This window comes from Saccharopolyspora hordei, from assembly GCF_013410345.1.
Lineage (GTDB): Bacteria > Actinomycetota > Actinomycetes > Mycobacteriales > Pseudonocardiaceae > Saccharopolyspora > Saccharopolyspora hordei.
The window spans coordinates 4,031,729-4,049,921 of sequence record NZ_JACCFJ010000001.1 but is presented as its reverse complement, the minus strand read 5'-3'; the positions used below and the strand labels follow the sequence as shown (position 1 = coordinate 4,049,921).

At 72.8% G+C, this 18,193-nt stretch carries 18 protein-coding genes; 11 read left to right on the top strand and 7 right to left on the bottom strand.

Annotated elements, in window-relative coordinates; translation table 11 throughout:
- Nucleotides 1–223: 223 nt before the first annotated feature.
- On the top strand, nucleotides 224–1,084 hold the full coding sequence (locus tag HNR68_RS18615; protein ID WP_179722867.1) for a hypothetical protein: 861 nt from the start codon (nucleotides 224–226) through the stop codon (nucleotides 1,082–1,084).
- Between the two features lie 44 nt (nucleotides 1,085–1,128).
- Here HNR68_RS18615 and HNR68_RS18610 read toward each other — a convergent pair whose 3' ends face one another.
- The 4 genes from HNR68_RS18610 to HNR68_RS18595 all read right to left on the bottom strand — a co-directional run bounded on the left by HNR68_RS18610 (nucleotide 1,129) and on the right by HNR68_RS18595 (nucleotide 4,348).
- The gene (locus tag HNR68_RS18610) at nucleotides 1,129–1,569 is read right to left on the bottom strand and encodes a thioesterase family protein (RefSeq protein ID WP_179722865.1); all 441 of its coding nucleotides are present in this window, start codon (nucleotides 1,567–1,569) and stop codon (nucleotides 1,129–1,131) included.
- Entirely contained in the window at nucleotides 1,566–2,534 is a 969-nt protein-coding gene (locus HNR68_RS18605; protein WP_179722863.1) for a 3-hydroxyacyl-CoA dehydrogenase NAD-binding domain-containing protein, read from the bottom strand. The genes HNR68_RS18610 and HNR68_RS18605 overlap by 4 nt, the downstream gene beginning before the upstream one ends.
- Entirely contained in the window at nucleotides 2,531–3,415 is an 885-nt protein-coding gene (locus tag HNR68_RS18600) for a beta-keto acid cleavage family enzyme (protein WP_179722861.1), read from the bottom strand. Before HNR68_RS18600 ends, HNR68_RS18605 begins: the two co-directional genes overlap by 4 nt.
- 72 nt (nucleotides 3,416–3,487) lie before the next feature.
- Nucleotides 3,488–4,348 (bottom strand): TetR family transcriptional regulator C-terminal domain-containing protein, encoded by an 861-nt coding sequence (locus HNR68_RS18595; protein ID WP_179722859.1) that lies wholly within the window; start codon nucleotides 4,346–4,348, stop codon nucleotides 3,488–3,490.
- Between the two features lie 222 nt (nucleotides 4,349–4,570).
- Between HNR68_RS18595 and HNR68_RS18590 the strand changes: the two genes are divergently transcribed.
- The 3 genes from HNR68_RS18590 to HNR68_RS18580 all read left to right on the top strand — a co-directional run bounded on the left by HNR68_RS18590 (nucleotide 4,571) and on the right by HNR68_RS18580 (nucleotide 7,222).
- Nucleotides 4,571–6,004, top strand: coding sequence for an MFS transporter (locus tag HNR68_RS18590; RefSeq protein ID WP_343050237.1), 1,434 nt, complete (start codon nucleotides 4,571–4,573; stop codon nucleotides 6,002–6,004).
- 78 nt (nucleotides 6,005–6,082) lie between these two features.
- Nucleotides 6,083–6,709, top strand: coding sequence for a GyrI-like domain-containing protein (locus tag HNR68_RS18585; protein WP_179722858.1), 627 nt, complete (start codon nucleotides 6,083–6,085; stop codon nucleotides 6,707–6,709).
- A 324-nt stretch (nucleotides 6,710–7,033) separates the two neighbouring features.
- Nucleotides 7,034–7,222, top strand: a complete 189-nt coding sequence (locus tag HNR68_RS18580; protein WP_179722856.1) for a hypothetical protein — start codon at nucleotides 7,034–7,036, stop codon at nucleotides 7,220–7,222.
- 67 nt (nucleotides 7,223–7,289) lie between these two features.
- Here the strand turns inward: HNR68_RS18580 and HNR68_RS18575 are convergent, their stop codons facing one another.
- The 3 genes from HNR68_RS18575 to HNR68_RS18565 all read right to left on the bottom strand — a co-directional run bounded on the left by HNR68_RS18575 (nucleotide 7,290) and on the right by HNR68_RS18565 (nucleotide 10,271).
- Nucleotides 7,290–8,729: an APC family permease gene (locus tag HNR68_RS18575; protein ID WP_179725215.1), complete on the bottom strand. Its 1,440-nt coding sequence runs from the start codon at nucleotides 8,727–8,729 to the stop codon at nucleotides 7,290–7,292.
- Between the two features lie 194 nt (nucleotides 8,730–8,923).
- Nucleotides 8,924–9,409 (bottom strand): VTT domain-containing protein, encoded by a 486-nt coding sequence (locus HNR68_RS18570; protein WP_179722854.1) that lies wholly within the window; start codon nucleotides 9,407–9,409, stop codon nucleotides 8,924–8,926.
- A 136-nt stretch (nucleotides 9,410–9,545) separates the two neighbouring features.
- The gene (locus tag HNR68_RS18565; protein ID WP_179722852.1) at nucleotides 9,546–10,271 is read right to left on the bottom strand and encodes an FCD domain-containing protein; all 726 of its coding nucleotides are present in this window, start codon (nucleotides 10,269–10,271) and stop codon (nucleotides 9,546–9,548) included.
- A 136-nt stretch (nucleotides 10,272–10,407) separates the two neighbouring features.
- Here HNR68_RS18565 and HNR68_RS18560 point away from each other — a divergent pair, with 136 nt between their 5' ends.
- The 7 genes from HNR68_RS18560 to HNR68_RS26915 all read left to right on the top strand — a co-directional run bounded on the left by HNR68_RS18560 (nucleotide 10,408) and on the right by HNR68_RS26915 (nucleotide 18,011).
- Nucleotides 10,408–11,859 (top strand): acyl-CoA synthetase, encoded by a 1,452-nt coding sequence (locus HNR68_RS18560; protein WP_179722850.1) that lies wholly within the window; start codon nucleotides 10,408–10,410, stop codon nucleotides 11,857–11,859.
- Nucleotides 11,852–13,183 (top strand): carboxyl transferase domain-containing protein, encoded by a 1,332-nt coding sequence (locus HNR68_RS18555; protein ID WP_179722848.1) that lies wholly within the window; start codon nucleotides 11,852–11,854, stop codon nucleotides 13,181–13,183. Before HNR68_RS18560 ends, HNR68_RS18555 begins: the two co-directional genes overlap by 8 nt.
- 185 nt (nucleotides 13,184–13,368) lie before the next feature.
- Entirely contained in the window at nucleotides 13,369–14,145 is a 777-nt protein-coding gene (locus tag HNR68_RS18550; protein ID WP_179722846.1) for a 2,3-dihydro-2,3-dihydroxybenzoate dehydrogenase, read from the top strand.
- 29 nt (nucleotides 14,146–14,174) lie between these two features.
- Nucleotides 14,175–15,419, top strand: coding sequence for an isochorismate synthase DhbC (gene dhbC, locus HNR68_RS18545; protein WP_179722844.1), 1,245 nt, complete (start codon nucleotides 14,175–14,177; stop codon nucleotides 15,417–15,419).
- A gap of 11 nt (nucleotides 15,420–15,430) precedes the next feature.
- On the top strand, nucleotides 15,431–17,056 hold the full coding sequence (locus HNR68_RS18540) for a (2,3-dihydroxybenzoyl)adenylate synthase (RefSeq protein WP_179722842.1): 1,626 nt from the start codon (nucleotides 15,431–15,433) through the stop codon (nucleotides 17,054–17,056).
- 37 nt (nucleotides 17,057–17,093) lie between these two features.
- The gene (locus HNR68_RS18535; RefSeq protein ID WP_343050230.1) at nucleotides 17,094–17,747 is read left to right on the top strand and encodes an isochorismatase family protein; all 654 of its coding nucleotides are present in this window, start codon (nucleotides 17,094–17,096) and stop codon (nucleotides 17,745–17,747) included.
- Nucleotides 17,748–17,774: 27 nt separating this feature from the next.
- Entirely contained in the window at nucleotides 17,775–18,011 is a 237-nt protein-coding gene (locus tag HNR68_RS26915) for a phosphopantetheine-binding protein (protein ID WP_246330487.1), read from the top strand.
- Nucleotides 18,012–18,193 lie beyond the last annotated feature (182 nt).

The window sequence follows — 18,193 nt, the reverse complement described above, 5'->3', positions numbered from 1 at the left end:
ATCACTCGCCACCGTAGCCATTCCTGGCGGGCCGGTCATCCCAAGCGGCGGCGGCCCTGCTCACGGTGCGCGGGCGGACCTGGCCGTTCCGGCCCGCCGCGCGGCGCCGGGCGGCTGGGCTGCGGTTCGAACGCGTCCCCGCCGGACCCGGAAGCCCTGCCGTGGCCGTCGCCCTCGGTGCCCTGATCGTCCTGTCCGCAGCCTCCGCTCTGGTCAGCTGGCGGTGGACCCGCCCGGTGCGGGAGCGGCGCGCGACTCCGCTGCGGCACCCGGGACCTGGCTGCTGGTGGTGACCGCGGCGATCTACCTCAACCAGGTGCTGTGCCCGGTCTACCTGCTGCGGGTGTGGCACGGCGACCCGACGGCCATCGCCCGCTTCCTGCCGGACGGCTGGTTCGCGCTCGCCGTCGACGACCCGGTGCTGCGGTGGCTGGCGGAGCGGTGGCCGCGGCCGGAGCTGCTGTCGTGGAGCCTGCTGCGGGTGCCCGCGCTGCTGGAGCTGCCGTTCGTCGTGCTGGCCTACCTGACGGTGTGCCGCTGGTGCGGCGCCGAGGTGTTCCGCCGGGTCGCGGTGTGGCCGCTCGCGATCGCGCACACGGCGACCTTCTGCCTGGTCGAGTGGTCCCTGTTCAACCCCTTCACCGCCCAGGACATCGCGCTGTGCGTCGCGTCCGCCCTGCTGACCCCGTGGTGGGTGGCGCGGTTGAGCGCCGGTGACCGGCAGCGGCCCGGCTCGGCGACGGACCTGGTGGCGTTCACGGTGTCGACGGCGGCGTTGGGCGCGCTGGTGCTCGTCGTCTACGACACCGCCCTGCTCCACAACCTCGGGCACCTCGGGTCCGCGCTCCCGGTCGCGGCGGTGGCCGCCGCGGTGCTGGTGGTGGCGAGGCTGGTCGCGCGGCGTGGGCCGGTCGCGCACGCCGGCCCGGGGATCACCGCGGTCAGCGCGTCGCTGGGCTGGTTCCTGGTGTTCTTCGCGGCACCGTCGCTGCCGATCCGCTGCGGGATGTCGTTCGGCGCCCCGGTGCTGTCGGCGGTGGCCGGTCTGGTCGTCGTCGCCGCGGGGTGCTGGACCGGCGGCTGACCGCCGGGTGAGCGGGAACCGGAGCTCCCGCCCACCCGGTCCGCTCAGCCGATCGACCGGCCCGCGTAGTCCGGCAGCGGCTCCACGAGCTCGGCCAGCCGTGCCGCGACCGCGTCGGGGAACGGCGTCGTGCCGCCCCGCGCCTGGTCGACGTGCAGCGCCATGACCTCCTCGGTGGCCACCACGGTGCCCGCCACCGACATCTCGTGGCACAGCCGCAGCTTCTTCGCCCCGGTGTCCACCACGCGGCTGGTGACCACCAGCTCCGAGTCCGGCCGCACCTCGCGCAGGTACCGCACGTGGGCCTCCACTGTGTACAGTGAGCAGCCCGTGCTGCGGCGGTAGGCCTCGTCCAGACCGACCTGGTCCATCACCGCGTCGGTGGCGAACCCGAAGACCAGCACGTAGTAGGCCTCGCTGAGGTGCCCGTTGTAGTCGATCCACTCCGGACGGACCTGCTGGTGGAACGCGGCGAGCCCGCTCATGACCTGCCCTTCCGCGCCTCGTCGACCGCCCGCATCACGGCGATCACCGCGCGGTCGCGGTCGGCGACCAGCTCGGCGGTGCTGCGGCCGTCGGCCGCCTCCTCGCAGCCCCGCACCATCGCATCGCGCAGCTCGGAGGTGAGCTCGGGCGCCTCCAGCCGCGTCCAGGGCGACTTCAGCGACGGGCCGAAGTGGTCCAGCATGTGCGCCATGCCGCCCTCGCCACCGGCGAGGTGGAAGGTCAGGCACGGACCGAACATCGGCCAGCGCAGCCCCGGCCCCTCGGTGATGGAGGCGTCGATCTGCTCGACGGTGGCCTCGCCGTTGGCGACCATGTGCAGCGCCTCGCGCCAGATCGCCTCCTGCAGGCGGTTGGCGATGAAGCCCGGCACCTCGCGGTCCATGGTGATCACCGACTTGCCGGCGACCTCGAAGAACTCGCTCGCCCACCGCACGGCCCACGGCTCGGTCCGCTCACCGCCGACCACCTCGACCAGCGGGATGAGGTACGGCGGGTTGAACGGGTGCCCGACGACCAGCCGCTGCGGGTGCGCGCAGTCCACCTGCATCTCGGTCATGGCGTAGCCGGAGGTGGAGGACGAGATCACCACGCCGGGCGGGGTCGCCGCGTCGATGCGGGCCAGCAGGTCGCGCTTGAGCGCGAGGTCCTCCGGCGCGCTCTCCTGCACGAACTCGGCGTCGGCGACCGCGTCGGCCAGGGTCGGGGCGAGGACGAGGTTGTCGCGGGAGGCGCCCTCGGCCAGGCCCAGTTCGGTCACCGCGGGCCACGCGGCGTCCACCAGGCGCCGCAGCTTCGCCTCGGCGTCGGGCGCCGGGTCCCACGCGGTCACCTGGTAGCCGCGCGCCAGGAAGTGCGCGACCCAGCCGCCGCCGATGACACCGGCCCCGACGCAGGCGACCCGCCGCACCGAGCCGGGGGAGGGGGTGTGCTTCTCGGTCGTCATCGCTTCACCAGGCCCAACTGCTCGCGGGCCTGGTCCGGGGTGGCGACCCGCATGCCCATGCCCTCGACGATGGTCACCGCGCGCTCGACGAGCTGGGCGTTGGTGGCCTTGACGCCCTTGCTCAGGTAGAGGTTGTCCTCCAGGCCCACACGCACGTTCCCGCCGAGCGCGGCGGTCAGGCCCACCCAGCGCAGCTGGTTGCGGCCGAGGGCGAAGCTCGCCCAGTTCGCGCCCTCGGGCAGCATGTTCACCATCGCCTGCAGCAGGCCCGGGTCCGGCGGCGCGCCCCACGGGATGCCCGTGCACAGCTGGAACAGCGGCGGCTCGTCCAGCAGGCCCTCGGCGAGCAGCTGCTTGGCGAACCACAGGTTGCCGGTGTCGAAGATCTCCAGCTCCGGCTTGACGCCCAGCTCCTGGATCCGCTCGGCGCCGGCGCGCAGCATGTCCGGGGTGGAGATGTAGAGCTGGCTGCCGTCGCCGAAGTTGAGCGACCCGCAGTCCAGCGTGCAGATGTCCGGCAGCAGCTCCTCGACGTGCGGCAGCCGCTCCAGGCCGTTGACCAGGTCGGTGCCGTCCACCGGCTTGAGCGGGTCCTCGGTGTCGATGACCAGGTCGCCGCCCATGCCCGCGGTGAGGTTGATGACCACGTCGACGCCGGTCTCCTTGATGCGCTCGACGACCTCGCGGTAGAGCGCGACGTCCCGCGAGCCCTGGCCGGTCTCGACGTTGCGGACGTGGACGTGCACCACGGCCGCCCCGGCCTCGGCGGCCTCGACCGCGTCCTTGGCGATCTGCTCCGGGGTGACCGGGACGAACTCGCTCTTGCGTGTGGTGTCACCGGCGCCGGTGAGCGCGGCGGTGATGATGACTTCGTCGGCCATCGGGCTCTCCTCTCGTGGGCAGCTTCCAGCGCCCGGGCACCCGTCCGGAGCCCAGGTGGGTCTTGGGGGATGTCAGTGCCGGACGACTTCGCGCTCGACGAACTCGCGCAGCACCTTGCGCATGCGCTCCACCGACCGGCCGGGGCGTCCGGCGAGCACCTGGATGCCCAGGCCGTCGATCAGCGCGGTGAGCGTGACGGTCAGCTCCTCGGCGTCGGTGTCGACGAACACGCCCTGCTCCTGGCCCTGCCGGATGGTGCGGGCGATCGTGTCGTGCCAGCGCGTGTAGGAGTCGCTGTGCAGCACCTGCAGGTCCGGGTTGAGCGCGCTCTCGTTCCACACCTGCAACCAGATCGACCACTCCTGCCGCAGCAGGCCGGGTGTGGGCAGCTGCAGCTCGACGAGCCGGAGCAGCCGCTCGTGGGCGTCGTCGATGGCGTGCAGCTCGGCGACCTGCCGGTCGAAGGCCTGCCGCACCGAGTAGCGCAGGGTCTCGGTGAGCAGGTCGTCGCGGCCGGGGAAGTAGTAGTGGATGGTCGCCGCGCTGGTGCCGCACTCCTTGGCCACGTCGGACACGCGCACCGAGTGGTAGCCGCGTTCGGCGATCAGGCGCCAGGCGGCGTCGAGGATCTGCTGGTAGCGGCTGGACTCGCGGAGGTCGCTCGGGTCCCGCTCCGGGCGGGCCGTGCGCCGCGGCGCGGCCGCGACCGTCTCGACGTCGTCGCCGCCGTTGATCAACCAGTTCACCGTGACGCCGGTGAGCTCGGCGATGCGGGTGAGCTCGACCGGGGTGAAGCGCCGCGTGCCGGTCAGCGACTTGGACAGCTTGGTGGGGTCCAAGCCGATCTGCTCGGCGAAAGCGCGCTGGCTCCCGGGGTACTGGCGCAGCACCTCGCGCACCCGCTGGCGCAACGCGGCCGTCGTGTCCTCCACGAGGCAGCACGCTAACAGTCCATTGCGAGAATCGCAATGAACTGACCGTGTTGCGATCGGTCACCGGTCCGGCGGTTGCGCACAACGTTCCTAGCCAAAGTGCGTGAACGGGGAGCGGTGCGGGGTCGCTCGGGCGGGTGGCGTGATTGATGGGTCAGTCGGTCGCAACGCCCGGGTGCCCCGGGTGGTGCGGGCCCCGGGACGACGTGCTGAGCTGGACCCGTGGACCCCACCAAGTCGACGACCCCCACCACGGAACCACCTGCCACCCGCTGGCGGGTGCTGGCCGTCTGCCTCATCGCGGGCTTCATGACCCTGCTGGACGTCAGCATCGTCAACGTCGCGCTGCCGTCGATCCAGCGCGGGCTGGAGGCGCCCGCCGCGGCGCTGTCCTGGGTGGTGTCCGGTTACGCGCTGACCTTCGGCCTGGTGCTGGTGCCGGCCGGCCGCCTCGGCGACGACCGCGGCCGCAGCCGGATGTTCCTGCTGGCGCTGGCGGCGTTCACCGCGGCCAGCGCGCTGGCCGGGTTCGCGCTGACCCCGCTGTGGTTGGTGGTGGCCCGGCTGCTGCAGGGCGTGGCCGGCGGCCTGCTCAACCCGCAGGTGCTCGGCCTGATGCAGCAGCTGTTCCACGGCCGGGAGCGCGGGAAGGCCTTCGGTCTGTTCGGCGCCGTGGTGGGCATCTCCACCGCGATCGGCCCGCTGCTCGGCGGTCTGATCATCCAGCTGGCCGGTGCGGAGCACGGCTGGCGCTGGGTGTTCTTCGTCAACCTGCCGATCGGTGTGGCGGCGATCCTCTACGGGTGGCGCGTCCTGCCGCGCGACCGCACGCGGGAGGCGCGCCGCAGCCTCGACCTGGTGGGGGTGCTGCTGCTCGGCGGCGGCCTGCTGTGCCTGCTGCTGCCGCTGGTCGAGCAGGAGAGCGGGCGCGGCGGGACCCCGTGGTGGCTGCTCGCGGTCGCGGGCGTGCTGCTGGCGGCGTTCGTCGCGTGGGAGCACTGGTACCGCGAGCGCGGGAACCACCCGCTGGTGAACCTGCGGCTGCTGCGCATCCGCAGCTACTCCTTCGGCACGAGCCTCGGCCTGCTCTACTTCGCCGGGTTCACCAGCATCTTCTTCGTGCTGGCGGTGTACTTCCAGCGCGGCCTGGAGTACTCGGCGCTGCAGGCCGGGCTGGCGCTGACGCCGTTCGCGGTCGGTTCCGCGGTGTCCTCGGCGCTGGGCGGCCGGATCGTGCACCGGCTGGGCCGCCACCTGGTGATCATCGGTCTGCTGGCGGCCCTGCTCGGCTTGCTGGCCACGGATCTCCTGCTGGCCACCCACCCCGGCGCGATGGCGGGCGCGGTGACGGCGGCGCCGCTGCTGGTGGCGGGCGTCGGCAGCGGCCTGGTCATCTCGCCGAACCAGACGGTGACCCTCAGCGAGATCGACGCGGCCCACGGCGGCACCGCGGCCGGTGTCCAGCAGACGGGCCAGCGCATCGGCTCGGCGGTGGGCACGGCGGCGGCCTCCGGGCTGTTCTTCGCGGTGCTGAGCACCAGCGGCTTCGACGCGGCGATCAGCAGCGGCCTGGTCGTCTCGGTCGGCTTCGTCGCCGCGGCCCTGGTGGTGGCCTTGGCCGAGGTCGTCCTCGCGCGGCGCACCGCGCGTGCCTGAGCGGGTGTCGCACCCCTCAGGCAGGATGGCGCCGAGCCTCTCCGAGGCGGTGGCTGGCCGACCGAGCCGGAGTGCCCGATGACGGACAAGATCGACTTCAAGCGGAGCCTCGACGCCTACCGGGCGCGCCGCGGCCGGTTCGAGGTCCTGGACGTGCCCGAGATGCAGTACCTGATGGTCGACGGGCACGGCGATCCCAACACCTCGCCCGCCTTCGCCGCAGCGGTGGAAGCGCTCTACCCGGTGGCCTACGCGCTCAAGTTCGCCAGCAAGCAGGAGCTCGGCCGGGACTACGTGGTCCCGCCGCTGGAGGGCCTGTGGTGGGCCGAGGACATGGACGCCTTCACGACGGCCCGGGACAAGTCGCGCTGGGACTGGACGATGATGCTCATGGTCCCCGACTGGATCGACGGCGCGACGGTCGCCGCAGCCGTCGAGCGGGTCGGCGCCGGCAAGCGGCCGGAGCGCCTCGACGAGGTCCGCTTCGAGCGGTTGCGGGAGGGCACGTGCGTGCAGACCCTGCACGTCGGTTCGTTCGACGACGAGGCCGCGGTGCTCGCGCAGCTGCACGAGGAGTTCCTCCCCGCCCACGGGCTGCGCCTGACCGGCAAGCACCACGAGGTCTACCTCAGCGACTTCCGCAAGGTCGCCCCGGAGAAGCGGCGCACCATCCTCCGGCAACCGGTCACCGCCGGAGGAGCCTGACCGCGGGAGTGTCCGCGGTCAGCGCCCCAGGCTGCTCAGGAACGGAGCGTGGTGGGAGTCAGAGGGCACGCTCAGCCAGGACGACCTCGGCAAGCTCCTGGACTTCCACGGGGTCTCCGGCGAAGGGCGCGAGACCACGCTCGCGGTGGGCGCACAGGCGCGGAAGCGCCAACGCGGCCGCACCCAGACCGACCTCCTCCCCGGAGATTCCCAGCGCTTCGCCGACCGGGAACGATCGCACACGGCGATCGCCCGGTCCCATCGCGTCACCATGGTCGTCCACTGAGGAAGGCCGGGAGCACGGGTGCACACGAGGGGGCCGGGGTGTTCATCGACTCGTCCGTCTCGATGGAGGAGGTGCCGGTGCACCACGAGCTCGACCGGCACAACGACGTCGTGGTCCTCCACTGTGGACCCGGCAGCGAGTACGTGCTCACCGTCGGCCGCCAGGACCTCGCCGACCTCATCGCGCTCGGCACCCAGGCGATCCGCGACCTCCCCACCCCCGCCTGAACGACAGCGGGGGCACCTCGCACCGGGCCGGCGCGGGGGTGCCCCCCGCTGTCGTCTCGGACGGTCGTCAGTCGTGCGCGGTGTCCGGGGCCTCCTTGGCGAGCTGGGCGTTGCGGTAGCCGTAGAAGAAGTAGATCAGCAGGCCGATGACCAGCCAGGCCGCGAAGCGGAGCCAGGTGATGACGTCCAGGTTCGTCATCAGGTACAGGCAGGCCACGGCGCTGAGGATCGGCAGCCACGGCGACAGCGGGACCCGGAACGGCCGCTGCAGGTCCGGCTTGGTGCGGCGCAGGACCGGCACCGCGAGCGAGACGATCACGAAGCCGGACAGGGCGCCGATGCTCACCATGTCCGCCAGCTCGGAGATCGGGACGAACCCGGCCAGCACCATGATCACCACCGCGCCGCCGATGGTCATCCGGTGCGGCGTGCCCCACTTCGGGTGCACCTGGGAGAGCTTGGGCGGCAGCAGGCCGTCGCGGCTCATCGCGAAGCCGATCCGGCCGATGGTGACCAGCTCGACCATCATCACCGACGTCAGGCCGGTCACCGCGCCCAGCGAGATGAGCGCCGCCACCCACGGCTGGCCGACCGACTGGAACGCCGCCGCCAGCGGGGCGCCCTCGTCGATCTGCCGGTAGTCGACCATCGCGGTGAGCACGATCGCGACCAGCACGTACAGCAGGGTGCAGACGACGAGGCTGCCGAGCAGGCCGACCGGCAGGTCGCGCTTGGGCCGCCGGGTCTCCTCACCCAGGTTGGCCAGCGCCTCGAAGCCGGTGTAGGCGAAGAACACGATCGCCGCCGCGGTGAACACCCCGCCGATGCCGTACATCGACTGCTCCATGCCGAGCAGCACCTGCACCAGCGGCTGCTCCAGCGCGGTCGCGCTCTCCGCGGCCGGCTGCGACGGCGGGATGAACGGGTCCAGGTGGGCCCCGGTGAAGAAGAACAGGCCCGCGACGACCACCAGCACGCACACCGCGACCTTGACGACCACGAGCGCGTTGGTCACCCACGACGACTCGCGGATGCCGATCACCGCGATGGCGGTCAGGGCCGCGATGATCAAGATCGCGCCGACGTTGACGGTGGCGTCCTCGCCGAACCACTCCGCGGGCAGGCCGAGCAGGTTCGCGATGTAGCCCGACCAGCTGCGGGAGACCACCGCGGCGCCCAGGGCGAACTCCAGCAGCAGGTCCCAGCCGATGATCCAGGCGAACAGCTCGCCGAGCGTGGCGTAGCCGTAGGTGTAGGCGCTGCCGGCGGTCGGCACCGCGGAGGAGAGCTCGGCGTAGCACAGCGCCGCCAGCGCGGCCACGATGCCGCCGACGACGAAGGACAGCACCACACCGGGGCCGGCGTGGTCCTTGGCCTCGATGCCGGCCAGCGTGAACACGCCGGTGCCGATGATGATGCCGATGCCGAAACCGATCAGGTCCTTGCCGGTGAGCCTGCGGATCAGTCCGCTGCGCTCACCGCGGGTGAGGATGTCCTCGACGGGCATCGTTCGGAAGACGTTCACGGGCAAGCACAGTAGGCCAGAGGTGACGTCCTGGCGCGACCGGTGCAGCAGGGAGTGATCCTCCCGATGCGGGAGGTGGCTCTCGGTGCTCGAGAGGTACCGGCGGGTGATGCGGGCGAAGCGGTCGGACCGGACCGACCGCCCGTTCCGCCCTCGTCAGCGCTGGGTGCGCAGCGTCACGACCCCAGCGCGAGGTGCACCAGTTCCGGGGCCCCGGCCACGATGAGGAAGTGCCCGGCGCGGCCGACGAGGCTCGCGGCCAGGAAGCCGAGCAGCGGCAGACCCGCCGCGCCGGAGAGCACGCACATCAGGCTGAACGGCGGGATGCCGGGCACCGCGGTCAGGCACAGCGCGCCCAGGCCCCACCAGGGGCGTTCCACGGTGCGCTGGTGGAACTTCTCGAGCCAGGCCGCCCACCGGCCGCGCCGCTTGGCCTCCACGCGCTCGAGCAAGCGCTCGCCGAGCGCGAAACCGCCCCTGCCCGCGAGGTAGAACAGCGTCTTGCCGGCGACCTGACCGGCCGCGGCGGCGAGCGCGAGCGCCCACCAGCTCACACCGTCCACGGTGGACACCGCACCGATCAGGTAGAGCTCGATGTTGACCAGCGGGAAGAAGCTGCCCAGCGCAGCGGTGCCCGCGGTGGCCAGCAACCACCCGATCATCGGACCACCCGCGCGCGAGGCGCAGCCGGGCGGTCGACCACGTCACGCACTCCACGACGACTGGGAACAGGGACGACCAACCTTACCCAGCCCCGCCCGCGACCCCGATCGGGTGGGGGCGGGCTCGGGAGGCGCCTCACTCCTCCTCGGGTCGCGCGGGCTGGGCGTCGGGGTCCCAGGACAGCAGGCGCACGCGGCTGACCGTGCGCAGGTGGCGGCGCATCGCGGTGACCGCGGCCCGGGCGTCGCCCGCCCGGATCGCCTCGGCGATGCGCTCGTGCTGGGCCAGCGACTTGTCCGGGCGGCCCGGCTGGCGCAGCGACTCCTGGCGGCTCTCGGCGATCTCGGTGGCGATGGTGCGCATGAAGTCCGCGAGCAGGGAGCTGTGCGCGGCGGCGGTGATCGCGGCGTGGAACCGGCGGTCGCCCTCGCTGCCGAGCTCGCCGTCGGCGATCTCCCGGCGCATGTCCGCCAGCGCCGCGTCGATCTCGGCCAGGTCCTCCCCGGTGCGCCGCTGCGCGGCCAGCTCGGCGAGCTTGGTCTCCAGCGCTTCGCGCGCATCCAGCACGTCGGGCAGCCGCCGCTTGCGCGCCACCAGCTCGTCGACCGGCTCCACGTCCAGCGACTCGCGGCGGAGGTAGGTGCCGCCGCCGTGCCGGACCTCGACCAGCCCTTGCACCTCGAGCACCACGATGGCTTGCTTGACCGAGGCGCGGCTGACGCCGAGCTGCTCGGCGAGCTTGCGCTCCGGTGGCAGCCGGTCGCCGGCGCGCAGCCCGGAGGCGGCGACGTGCTCGCGCAGCCGCTGCACGACCTGCTCGTACAGGCGCGGGCGGGCGAGCGGGCGCAGGGCGTCGGACACCGGGTTCCTCCAGGTCGGGAAAGGGGTGGTGATCAGGCTAACACCGGAATGGCCAGGTCAAGTGGCTGAGCCGATCGTGGCGCGGTTGCTTGACGCCCGTCGGCCGGCGGGCAAGAGTGGACTAGCCAGTTGACCAATGCTCGGACGGAGGTGGCCGGTGCTGTTCCCGAAGTTGCGGCAGCCGGATGACCAGGAGGCGCTGCGCTTCGGCGCGCGGGCGCTGAACTACCAGGAGCTGGCCGAGGTCGCCGCGGCGATCGCCGAGCGCGTCGCGGGCCGCGAGCGCATCGCGGTGTGGGCGACCAACGAGCTGGAGACCTGCGCGGCCGTCATCGGCGGGCTCTGCGCGGGCGTCGCGGTGGTGCCGATCAACCCGAAGGTGGGGGAGCGCGAGCTCGCGCACATCCTCGGCGACAGCCGGCCGGAGCTGCTGCTCGCCGCACCCGGGTTCCAGGCGCCGGAGGGCCTCGGTGACGTCCCGGTGCACGAGGTCGACCTCAGCGTCCGCGGCGGCGAGCTGCCCCCGGAGGCCGACGAGGAGGCCCCGGCCCTGATCGTCTACACCTCGGGCACCACCGGGCCGCCGAAGGGCGTCGTGCTGCCGCGCCGCGCGATCCGCGCCAACCTCGACGCGCTGGCCGAGGCCTGGGAGTGGACCGCGCGCGACGTGCTGGTGCACGCGCTGCCGCTGTTCCACGTGCACGGGCTGATCCTCGGCACGCTCGGTCCGGTGCGGCTGGGCGGTGCGGTGCACCACCTGGGCAGGTTCTCCTCCGCGGCGATCGCCGCGGAGCTGGCCGGACCGGCGACCATGATGTTCGGCGTGCCGACGATGTACCACCGGTTGGCCGAGGACGCCGAGCGCGACCCGGCGATCGGCGAGAAGGTGGGCCAGGCGCGGCTGCTGGTGTCCGGCTCGGCGGCGCTGCCCGCGGTGGAGCACGAGCGCATCGAGCGGCTCACCGGGCAGCGGGTCGTCGAGCGCTACGGCATGAGCGAGACGATCATGAACTGCGGGGTGCGCGCCGACGGCGACCGCCGGCCCGGTTACGTGGGGCGCCCGTTCGCCGGGGTCGAGCTCAAGCTGGTCGACGAGCAGGGTGAGGAGATCACCGTCAGCGACGACGAGACCGTCGGCGAGATCTGGGTCCGCGGTTCCAACCTGTTCAGCGGCTACCTCAACCGGCCCGACGCCACCGCCGCGGCGTTCACCGACGGCTGGTTCCGCACCGGTGACGTGGCCACCCGCGCTCCCGACGGCTACATCCGCATCGTCGGGCGCAAGGCCACCGACATCATCAAGAGCGGCGGCTACAAGATCGGCGCGGGCGAGATCGAGAACTGCCTGCTGGAGCACCCGGCGGTCGCCGAGGTCGCCGTCACCGGTGAGCCCGATCCCGACCTCGGCGAGCGGATCGTGGCGTGGGTCGTGCGGGCACCCGGGAGGGAGGTCGACGAGCAGGAGCTCGTCGACCACGTGGCCCGGCTGCTCACCCCGCACAAGCGGCCGCGCGAGGTGCGCTACCTGGACGCCCTGCCGCGCAACGAGATGGGCAAGGTGCAGAAGAAGGCCCTGCAGCATGCCTGAGCGCAGCGCGGCCCGCGCACTGGTCGAGGCGATCGGCCGGGGGTTCGAGGAGTTCGAGCCCCCGGCGGTCCGGGACTCGGTCGACGGCCCGCTGGGGTGGCCGGGCTACGACGACCAGCGCGCCCGCGCGGCCGGCCGCAGCGGGGCCGAGGAGTCGGTGCTGTGCGGTCGGGCCCAGGTGGGGGAGCTGCCCGCGGTGCTCGTCGCGTTCGACTTCGGCTACCTCGGCGGGTCGGTCGGGGAAGCGGCCGGGGCGCGCATCGTGGCGGCCTTCGACCGGGCTCGGGAGCTGCGGGTCCCGGTGGTCTCGCTGGTGGCCTCCGGTGGCAGCCGGATGCAGGAGGGCATCTGCGCCCTCCGCCAGCTGCAGGAGATCGCCCGGGCCTGCCTGCTGGCCAGGCGGGACGGGATCCCGCACGTCACCGTGCTGCGGAACCCGACGACCGGTGGCATGTGGGCGGCGCTGTCGGCCGGCGCGGACGTGGTGCTCGCCGAGCCCGGTGCGGCGGTCGCCTTCGGCGGCAGCCGGGTGCGCGGCCCCGGGGACACCGGGGAGGCCTTCACCGCCGAGGGCAAGCTCGCCGACGGCCAGGTGGACCGGATCGTCGACGACGCCGACCTGCCCGCGGTGCTGGCCGACCTGGTCCGGCTGCTGCACCCGCAGCGGACGTCGCCGGACCCGGCCCCGGTGCCGGCGTCGCTGGCCGGCGGCGAGCCACCGGCGACCGGGTGGGAGGCCGTGCAGCGCGCGCGGGCCGCGGACCGGCCGCGGGCGGCGGTCTACCTCGACGCCTACTTCGCCACCCGCTTCGAGATCGGCGGGGACCGGGCCGGTGGCCGGGACACCGGCATGCTCTGCGGCTTCGGCGAGCACGAGGGCCGCACCGTCGCGTTCGCGGCGCAGACCGGCACCGCGAACACCCCGGCCGGGTTCCGCACCGCGGCCCGGCTCGTCCGGCTCGCCGACCAGCTGGGCCTCCCGGTGCTGACGCTGGTGGACACCCCGGGTGCGAGCAACGACGCGGCGGCCGAGCACGGTGGGGTCGGCCCGGCGATCGCGGAGCTGTTCACCGCGGTCGCCGAGGCCCGCGTGCCGATCACCACCCTGGTCATCGGCGAAGGCGGCTCCGGCGGCGCGCTGGCGCTCGCCGCGCCGGGGCGGACCTGGATCACCGCCGACGGCTACTTCGCCGTGATCGCCCCGGAGTCCGCCGCCGCCATCCTCAAGCGGGACCCCGCGGAGGTCCCCGACCTCGCCGGTCACCTGCGCCTGCGTCCCCAGGACCTCCTCGACCTGGGCTTCGTCCAGGGCATCGCCCGCTGACCGCACGGGTCGTGAGTGCGCAGACCGGCTCCAGCCGGTTCCTGCACTCACGACCTCTGACCAGCGACGAATGCGGTCGGTGATCAATGCCACCTCGATGGAGGGGCGATCGCGGCACGTCCGTGTTCTAAACTCAGGCTCGCCTGACGAAGGTTAGGCTAGCCTGAGTTTGCAGAAAGGTGCGGATGAACCGGACGGGTTTCGGCGGCACGGTCGCCATCGTGACAGGTGCGGCCCAGGGCATCGGCGCCGCGGTGACCGAGGCGTTCGCGGAGCTCGGCGCCACGGTCGCGGCAGTGGACCGCAACGCCGAGAAGGTGCAGCAGGTCGCCGCGGGACTGGGCGAGCGGGTGCACGCGTACCCGGCGGACGTGACCGACTCCGCAGCCGTCACCGAGGTGGTGGAGCGGGTCGAGGCCGAGCTCGGCCCCGTCGACGTGCTCGCCAACGTCGCCGGGGTGCTCCAGGTGGGCACGGTGCAGGAGATCACCGACGAGGACTGGGAGCGGACCTTCGCGGTCAACGCCACCGGGGTGTTCCACGTCTCGCGCGCGGTCTCCAAGCGCATGATCCCCCGCAAGCGCGGCTCCATCGTCACGGTCAGCTCCAACGCCGCCGGCGTGCCCCGCCACGGCATGGCCGCCTACGCCGCCTCCAAGGCGGCTGCCACCCTGTTCACCAAGTCGCTCGGACTGGAGCTGGCCGAGCACGGCATCCGGTGCAACGTCGTCGCACCCGGCTCCACCGACACGGACATGCAGCGCGGCATGTGGACCGACGAGCACGGTGCCGAGCGGGTCATCGCCGGGTCCCCCGAGACCTTCAAGGTCGGCATCCCGCTGCGCAAGCTCGCCACCGCGGCGGACATCGCCGACGCCGTGGTGTTCCTGGCCTCCGAGCAGGCCGGGCACATCACCATGCACGACCTGTACGTCGACGGCGGCGCGACGCTGCGCGCCTGACCTCCTGCCGCGAACTCCGGAAGGGTGCCATGACCACGATCGACAGCGACATCGACAGCATCGACCTCGTCGCGGACGACGCGGCGGCCCGGTTGCTGGCGGCCTACGAGGCGGGCTCGTCGTTCCTGTTCTCCACGCCGCGGGGCGTGCTGCTGGCCCGCGGAGTCGCCGCGACGGTGCCGAAGACCCAGTGCGCCCGGGAGGACCTGCCGCGGCGGGTGGCGGACTTCTTCGCCAGCGCCGAGGAGTTCGGCCACCGCAACCCGATGGTCGTCGGTGCCGTCCCGTTCGGCGACAGCCTGCCCGCGCACCTGGTGCTGCCCGAGGACGTGCTCCGCGCCGAACCGCTGAACGTCGTGGTCCCGCGGACCGCCCGCAGCGGTGCGCTGGACTGCGAGGTCCGCCCGGTGCCCGCGCCGCAGGAGTACGAGCGCGGCGTGAGCCGCGTCCTGCGGCGGCTGGAGGACGGCGAGCTGAGCAAGGTGGTGCTGGCCCGGTCGCTGGAGCTGACCGCCGCCGAACCCATCGACGTGCGCACGGTCCTGCAGAACCTCGCCCTGGCGGACCCGGCCAGCTACACCTTCGCGGTGGACCTGCCCAAGCGCGGCGAGGACGGCACGCGCGACAGCTTCGGTCCGCGACCGCTGCTGCAGCGCACCTTCCTCGGCGCCAGCCCGGAACTGCTGGTGTCGCGGCACGGCACGCGGGTGCGCTCCAACCCGATGGCCGGGTCCCGCCCGCGCAGCGCCGACCCGGTGGAGGACCGGCGACGGGCCGCCGAGCTGTCCACATCGGACAAGGACCGGCGCGAGCACGCCGCGGTGGTGGAGGCGGTGGCCGAGGCGCTGCGCCCGTACTGCGGGGAACTCCACGTGCCCGAGCCGTCGGTGATCAGCACCGCCGCCATGTGGCACCTGGCCACCGAGATCACCGGCGAGCTGCGCGATCCCGCGACGTCCTCGCTGGAGCTGGCCGACGCGCTGCACCCCACCCCGGCGGTGTGCGGGACCCCCGTGCAGCGGGCGCGCGAGGTCATCGCCGAGACGGAGCCCTTCGAGCGCGGCTACTACGCGGGCATGGTCGGGTGGTGCGACGCCGCCGGGGACGGGGAGTGGGTCGTGGCCATCCGCTGCGCCGACGTCGAGGACGAGTCGCTGCGGCTCTTCGCCGGCGCGGGCATCGTCGCCGGCTCGGACCCCGCTGACGAGCTCGCCGAGACCTCCGCGAAGTTCCGCACCGCGTTGTCCGCCATGGGCCTGGACCAGGCCTTCTGAGAGGACCGGAGATGACGACTGCCGACTACCCGACCTGGCCGCAGGAGTTCGCCGACCGCTACCGCGCGGCGGGCTACTGGCGCGGCTACACCTTCGGCCAGGTGCTGCGCGAGCGCGCCGACGAGCACCCCGACCGCGTCGCCGTGGTGGACGGCGACCGCCGGGTCACCTACCGCGAGCTCGACGTGCGCGCCGACCGCCTCGCCGCCGGGCTGCGTGCCGAGGGCATCGGCAAGGGCGACCGCGTCGTCGTGCAGCTGCCCAACGTCGCCGAGTTCTTCGACGTGTGCTTCGCGCTGTTCCGGCTGGGCGCGGTGCCGGTCTTCGCGCTGCCGTCGCACCGGCGGACCGAGATCTCCTACTTCTGCGAGTTCAGCGGAGCGGCCGCCTACATCACCACCGACGTGGAGGCGGGCTTCGACCACCGGGGGCTGGCCGCCGACGTGGTGGCCGCGTTGCCGCAGCTGCGGGTGTTCATCGCCGGCGAGCCCGGCGACTTCCGCAGCCTGTCCGATGTGGACGCCGACCCGGTGGAGCTGGACGGTCCCGATCCCGGCGACCTGGCCTTCCTGCAGCTGTCCGGCGGCAGCACCGGGGTGCCCAAGCTGATCCCGCGCACCCACGACGACTACATCTACTCCTTCCGCGCCAGCAACGAGATCTGCGGCGTCACGGCCGACACCGTCTACCTCGGGGCGCTGCCCATCGCGCACAACTTCCCGATGAGCTCACCCGGCACCTTCGGCGTCCTGCACGCCGGTGGCCGCGTGGTGCTGGCCCGCCGCCCCAGCCCCGACGAGGTGTTCCCGCTCATCGAGCGGGAGCGCGTCACGATGGTCGCCGCGGTGCCGCCGCTGGCACTGGTGTGGCTGGACGCCGCGGCGGCGGGCACCGAGCACGACCTGTCCAGCCTGGAGGTGCTCCAGGTCGGCGGCGCCAAGTGCAGCGAGGAGGTCGCGCGCCGGGTCAAGCCCGTGCTCGGTGCCACCCTCCAGCAGGTCTTCGGCATGGCCGAGGGACTGGTGAACTACACCCGCCTCGACGACCCCGAGGAGGTCATCCTCACCACCCAGGGCCGGCCGATCTCGCCGGACGACGAGGTGCTGGTCGTCGACGACGAGGACAACCCGGTGCCCACCGGCGAGACCGGGCACCTGCTCACCCGCGGGCCCTACACCATCCGCGGCTACTACCGCGCTCCCGAGCACAACGCGAAGGCCTTCACCCCGGACGGCTTCTACCGCACCGGTGACGTCGTCCGGCTCACCGAGGAGGGCAACCTCGTCGTCGAGGGCCGGGCGAAGGACCAGATCAACCGCGGCGGCGAGAAGATCGCCGCGGAGGAGGTGGAGAACCACCTGCTGGCCCACCCGGCGGTGCACGACGCGGCCGTGGTCTCCATGCCCGACGACTACCTCGGCGAGCGCAGCTGCGCGTTCGTCGTGCCGCGCGGCACCCCGCCCAAGGCCCGCGAGCTGATCAAGTTCGTGCGCGAGCGGGGACTGGCCGCCTACAAGGTGCCGGACCGGGTCGAGTTCGTCGAGCAGTTCCCGCAGACCGGCGTCGGCAAGGTCAGCAAGCGCGACCTCCGGGAAGCGATCAAGCGGGAGCTGGTCCCGGAGCTCGAACGCCGCTGACCGTCCACTCCCCACCGACCACAGGAGGAGCTCGCCCGTGGCGCTTCCGACCATCCCGCCCTACCGCGTGCCGACACCGGAGGAGCTGCCGGACAACCGCGTGTCGTGGCGGCCCGAGCCGAGCCGATCGGTGCTGCTGGTGCACGACATGGAACGGCACTTCGTCAACGCCTTCCCCAGGGAAGGCGAACCGCTGGACGTGGTGGTGCCCAACATCCGGCTGCTGCGCGACCGCGCCCGCGCCTCGGGCGTGCCGGTGGTGTACTGCGCGCAGCCCGGTGGGCAGACGCCCGAACAGCGCGGCCTGCAACTGGAGTGGTGGGGACCGGGCGTGGCCGACCCGGCGCAGGAAGCCATCATCGACGAGCTCGCGCCCGCCGACGGGGACGTGCTGCTGACCAAGTGGCGCTACAGCGCCTTCCAGCGCACCGACCTGCGGCAGATGCTGCGGGACTGGGGACGCGACCAGCTGATCATCACGGGCGTCTACGCGCACATCGGGTGCCTGATGACCGCCGCCGAGGCCTTCCAGCAGGAGGTGCAGGCGTTCCTGGTCGCCGACGCCGTCGCGGACTTCTCGCTGGAGGAGCACCGGATGGCGCTGGACTACGCGGCCAAGCGGTGCGCGGTGGTCGACACCGCGGAGCGGTTGGCGCAGGACCTCGCGGCACGCGAGTCCGAAGTGGCCTGACAGATCTTCGTAGGGGAGTGCGTGGGAATGTCGCAGAAGTTGACGCTGGAGGACGTCCGGGAGCAGGTCGCCGAGCTGCTCTACGAGGACCCGGCGGAGCTGACCGACGAGGAGAACCTCATGGACTGGGGCCTCGACTCGGTCCGGATCATGACGCTGGTGGAGAAGTGGCGCCGTCTGGGCGTCGAGATCACCTTCGCCGACCTGGCCGAACGACCCACCCTCGCGGAGTGGTGGGAGGTCCTGGAACCCAAGGTGAGCTGAGTCCTCCGTCCCTTCGGGGCTCGCCTCACGCGGCGCCCGCGGAGCACCCGCGGCTCGCCACCTGGAACAGTGAGGCGTCTGGTTTCCACTGACACCGCGGGGATCCTGGGCTCCGGGTGGGGTGAGGACCGGTCGTCGGGGTGTCGGGGGCCTGGTGTGCGACGGACCGCGGCTGCGGTGGC